Source organism: Sphingomonas bacterium (genome assembly GCF_903644135.1).
Taxonomy (GTDB): domain Bacteria; phylum Pseudomonadota; class Alphaproteobacteria; order Sphingomonadales; family Sphingomonadaceae; genus Sphingomonas.
In genome coordinates, this window is the sequence record NZ_CAHJXA010000220.1 from 1 (window position 1) to 4,823 (window position 4,823).

The following is a 4,823-nucleotide window of genomic DNA, read 5'->3' on the forward strand; positions in this document are numbered from 1 at the left end:
CGGGTCGGGCGGCGGCGTCGTCTATAACCGCGCCGAGTTCGTCGACATGGTGCGCAAGGGCCTCGACGCCAGCCCGACGACCGAAGTGCTGATTGAGGAGTCGCTGCTCGGCTGGAAGGAATATGAGATGGAGGTGGTCCGCGACCGCGCGGACAATTGCATCATCATCTGTTCGATCGAGAATGTCGACCCGATGGGGGTCCATACCGGCGACTCGATCACCGTCGCGCCGGCGCTGACGCTGACCGACAAGGAATACCAGATCATGCGCAACGCATCGATCGCGGTGCTGCGCGAAATCGGTGTGGAAACGGGGGGTTCGAACGTTCAGTTCGCCGTCAATCCGAAGGACGGCCGGCTGATCGTCATCGAGATGAACCCGCGCGTGTCGCGCTCGTCGGCGCTGGCGTCGAAGGCGACCGGCTTCCCGATCGCCAAGGTCGCGGCGAAGCTGGCGGTCGGGTATACCCTCGACGAGATCGACAACGACATCACCGGCGCCACCCCCGCTGCGTTCGAGCCGACGATCGATTACGTGGTGACCAAGATCCCGCGTTTCGCCTTCGAGAAGTTCAAGGGTGCCGAAGAAGTGTTGTCGACGGCGATGAAGAGCGTGGGCGAAGTCATGGCGATCGGGCGCAATTTCCACGAAAGCGTGCAGAAGGCGCTGCGCGGGCTGGAGACCGGACTGTCGGGCTTCAACATGGTCGACCGGCTGGCGGGCGCGCCCCGCGCGGAGATCGAGGCGGCGCTGGCGGTGGCGACGCCCGACCGGCTGCTGGTGGCGGCGCAGGCGTTGCGCGAGGGCTTCACCGTCGCCGAGGTCCATGCGATCGCCAAATACGACCCCTGGTTCCTCGACCGCATCGCCGAGATTGTCGCGGCGGAGGAGGAGGTGTGCCGGGGCGGGCTGCCCAACGACGCGGCGGGGCTGCGGCGGCTGAAGGCGATGGGGTTCAGCGACAAGCGGCTCGCCTATCTGGCGCTGAAGTCGGCCAATTTGCGCGACGGCAACACCGCGCGCGGCTCCGGCCTGATCCACGACCTGGTCACCGCGATGACCGGCGGCGTCACCGAGGACGAGGTGAGGGCGTTGCGCCACCGCCTGGGCGTGCGGCCGGTGTTCAAGCGCATCGACACCTGCGCCGCCGAGTTCGACGCCAAGACGCCATATATGTACTCGACCTACGAGGCACCGAGCTTCGGCGAGCCGGAGTGCGAGAGCCAGCCGAGCGACAAGCGCAAGATCGTCATCCTTGGCGGCGGCCCCAACCGCATCGGCCAGGGAATCGAGTTCGACTATTGCTGCTGCCACGCCTGCTTCGCGCTCGGGGATGCGGGCTACGAGACGATCATGGTCAACTGCAACCCGGAGACGGTGAGCACTGACTACGACACCTCCGACCGGCTGTATTTCGAGCCGCTGACCGCGGAGGACGTGCTCGAAATCCTGCATGTCGAGCAATCGAAGGGCGAGCTGGTTGGAGTTATCGTCCAGTTCGGCGGCCAGACCCCGCTCAACCTTGCCCATGCGCTGGAGAAGGCGGGCATCCCGATCCTCGGCACCTCGCCTGACGCGATCGACCTCGCCGAGGATCGCGAGCGGTTTGCTGCGCTGGTGGCGAAACTGGGCCTCAAGCAACCCGCCAACGGCCTGGCGCGCAGCCGCGACGAGGCGGTCGCGGCGGCGGAGCGGATCGGCTACCCGGTGCTGATGCGGCCGAGCTACGTGCTCGGCGGGCGGGCGATGGAGATCGTCGACAGCGTCGGCCAGCTCGACGACTATATCGCCACCGCGGTGCAGGTGTCGGGGTCGTCGCCGGTGCTGATCGACCGCTATCTGCGCGACGCGATCGAGGTCGATGTCGACGCGATCTGCGATGGCGAGGACGTCGTGGTCGCCGGCATCCTCCAGCATATCGAGGAAGCAGGGGTGCACTCGGGTGACAGCGCCTGCTCGATCCCGCCCTACAGCCTGGGAGCGGACTGCATCGCCGAGATCGAGAAGCAAACGATCGCGCTCGCGCACGCGCTCAAGGTTGTCGGGCTGATGAACATCCAGTTCGCGGTCAAGGATGGCGAGGTGTATCTCATCGAGGTCAACCCGCGCGCGTCGCGGACGGTGCCGTTCGTCGCCAAGGCGATCGGCGCGCCGATTGCCAAGATCGCCGCGCGAGTGATGGCGGGGGAGAAGCTCAAGGACCTGCCGCCGACCGACCGCCACATCGACTATTTCGCAGTCAAGGAGGCGGTGTTCCCCTGGGCGAAGTTCACCGGCATCGACCCGGTGCTGAGCCCGGAGATGAAGAGCACCGGCGAAGTCATGGGGATCCATCCCGATTTCACCACCGCCTTCGCCAAGTCGCAGCTCGGGGCCGGCACCGTGCTACCGACTGGCGGCTTGGTCTTCGTCAGCGTCAAGGACGGCGACAAGGCGGCGATCGTGCCGGCAGTGCGGCAGCTGGTCGAGGCGGGTTTCGGCATCCTCGCCACCGGCGGCACCGCCGACCACCTCGCGCGCGCCGGGCTGCCGGTCGAACGCGTGAACAAGGTCGCGCAGGGCCGGCCGCACATCGTTGACCGGATCGAAGATGGTGACGTGACCTTGATCGTCAACACCACCGAGGGCTGGCAGAGCCTGAAGGACTCGCGGCCGATCCGCCAGACCGCGGTAGCGCGGCGTATCCCATACTTCACCACCGCCCCTGCCAGCATCGAGACCGCCAAGGCGATCGCTGCCCAACATCAAGGGGGTGTCGGAACCGGTTCGCTTGAAGTCAGGCCGTTGCAATCCTATTATTCGCAGTCGCACGATTGATCCCGACAGAAGAGTGAAGTGCGAGCGGTTCCCGAAGGAGCCGCGCGGGTAGGATTTGGGGACGAAGTTTATGGCGACCGTCGAGAAGATGCCGATGCTGCAGGAGGGCTATGAGACGCTCACCGCGGATCTGAAGCGCCTGAAAGCGGAACGGCCGACCATCGTCGACGCGATCGAGGAAGCGCGCGCGCACGGCGACCTGTCGGAAAACGCCGAGTATCACGCCGCCAAGGAGCGGCAGGGCCAGATCGAGGCGTCGATCTCCGATATCGAGGACAAGCTGTCGCGTGCGCAGATTATCGACCCGCGCGACCTGTCGGGCGACAAGGTGGTGTTCGGCGCGACGGTGACGTTGCTCGACGAGAACGACAAGCCCGTCACCTACCAGATCGTCGGCCAGACCGAGGCCAACGCCAAGACCGGCCGCATCTCGTACAACTCGCCGCTCGGCCGCGCGCTGATCGGCCGCCGCGTCGACGACGAGGTCGAGGTGTCGGTGCCGGCGGGCGAGCGTTACTACGTCGTGTCGAAGCTGGCGTTCGTCTGATTGCGATGAACTGGCGGGAAGCGCCGGCGACGGTTGCCATTACCGCCGCGACGGTGGTGGCGTCGCTGGCGATCCTCGCGTCGGGCGCATTGCCGACGGCGTCGCTCGGGGCGGGCGCGATCGCGGCGCGCTTTGCCGGCGCGAACCTGCCTGCCGATCTCGCCGTACAGGTGCCGGCGTGGCTGACGCCGCTCAGCTGCTCCCTAGTTCATGCCAGCATCGCGCATCTGGCACTGAACCTGGTGATGCTCGTTTATTGCGGGGCGCAGGCTGAGCGGACGCTAGGGTCGGGCGCGCTGTTGGTCCTCTACGGCGTCGGGGCCTATGCCGCGGCACTGGGCCAGTGGCTGCTCGCGCCGTTATCGGTCGTGCCGATGATCGGCGCAAGCGGAGCGATCTCCGCGGTGGTCGCGACCTATGCGCTGCTGTTCGGGCAACGGCGAGCCACCGCGATCGGGCCGATCCCAGGCGGCGTCGTCCATGTCGCGTGGCTGGCGGCGGCGTGGATCGGCATCCAGGCGCTGGTCGGGTTTGCCGGCATGGGCGTGCCGGGGGCTGGCGGGGCCGGCATCGCGGTGGGCGCGCATGTCGGCGGGTTCCTTGCCGGGCTGGCGCTTGCCCGGCCGTTACTGCTCTGGCACTATCGCCATGCCTGAGCCGGTCAGGCGGTAGCGGCGTCCGGCTCCAGCAGGCGGTGGAGGTGAACCACCACGAACTTCATCTCGGCATCGTCCACGGTACGCTGCGCCGCGCTGCGCCAGGCCTTCTCCGCCGTCTCGTAATCGGCGAAGATCCCGACCACCTCAAGATGGGCAGGATCGATGAAATCGAGGGTCTGGGGATCGCTGACGCGGCCGCCGAAGACGAGGTGGAGCTTGCTCATGCCTGTCTCCTAGCGTGCCGCGTCGATCGGGTGAAGCCTTACCCTGCAGCCTTGCCGACCGCCGCCTGTGCGGCCGCGGTGCCGGCGGTCGATGCCGCCTTGAGCAAGCCGTCGACCAGCGTCTTGACCTGGTCGCGCGCCGCGTCGCGGTTGATGCCGAGCCCGTCCAGCTCGGACTGGCCCGCCTCCCGCGCTGCTGCGACCGCCGCGGTCAGCGCGCCGCCCAGCTTCGTGCCGACCGGGGCGAGCAGGTCCCGCTCCCGGGACGAACGCGGTAGCAAGGCACCGGCGATTACGCCAAGCGCCAGCCCGCCGGCGACGAGTGCCAGCGGATTGGTCTCGACACCGCCAGCCAGCCGCTGGGCCGTTGTTACGCGCCGCGGGGAAACCTCCTGGCGCTCACCCTTGGGCTTCTTGTCGGTATCCTGCTTGTGCTCGGCCATCGATAGTCCCTTCGAACGCTATGGGTAGTTTAACTCGCGTCGGCGTCGCCGGTTGCCTTTGGCGACCGGCGGAACAGCGAGGCGACGCGGTGCCTGGCGAGGAACAGCCCCGCCAGCGCCACCGCCCCGGCA

5 protein-coding genes are annotated in these 4,823 nt (G+C 67.4%); 3 read left to right on the top strand and 2 right to left on the bottom strand.

The genetic code is table 11. The features are described from left to right. The 3 genes from carB to HUU96_RS11350 all read left to right on the top strand — a co-directional run. Nucleotides 1–2,818: carbamoyl-phosphate synthase large subunit (gene carB / locus HUU96_RS11340; RefSeq protein WP_174292903.1), on the top strand; the 2,818-nt coding region annotated here is incomplete at its 5' end. 70 nt (nt 2,819–2,888) lie between these two features. After that, nucleotides 2,889–3,365 (top strand): transcription elongation factor GreA, encoded by a 477-nt coding sequence (gene greA, locus HUU96_RS11345; protein WP_174292904.1) that lies wholly within the window; start codon nt 2,889–2,891, stop codon nt 3,363–3,365. 5 nt (nt 3,366–3,370) lie between these two features. Continuing rightward, nucleotides 3,371–4,021, top strand: coding sequence for a rhomboid family intramembrane serine protease (locus HUU96_RS11350; protein ID WP_174292905.1), 651 nt, complete (start codon nt 3,371–3,373; stop codon nt 4,019–4,021). Nucleotides 4,022–4,026: 5 nt separating this feature from the next. Here HUU96_RS11350 and HUU96_RS11355 read toward each other — a convergent pair whose 3' ends face one another. Continuing rightward, nucleotides 4,027–4,248, bottom strand: coding sequence for a DUF4170 domain-containing protein (locus HUU96_RS11355; RefSeq protein WP_174292906.1), 222 nt, complete (start codon nt 4,246–4,248; stop codon nt 4,027–4,029). 38 nt (nt 4,249–4,286) lie between these two features. Beyond that, nucleotides 4,287–4,691, bottom strand: coding sequence for a hypothetical protein (locus HUU96_RS11360; protein WP_174292907.1), 405 nt, complete (start codon nt 4,689–4,691; stop codon nt 4,287–4,289). Nucleotides 4,692–4,823 lie beyond the last annotated feature (132 nt).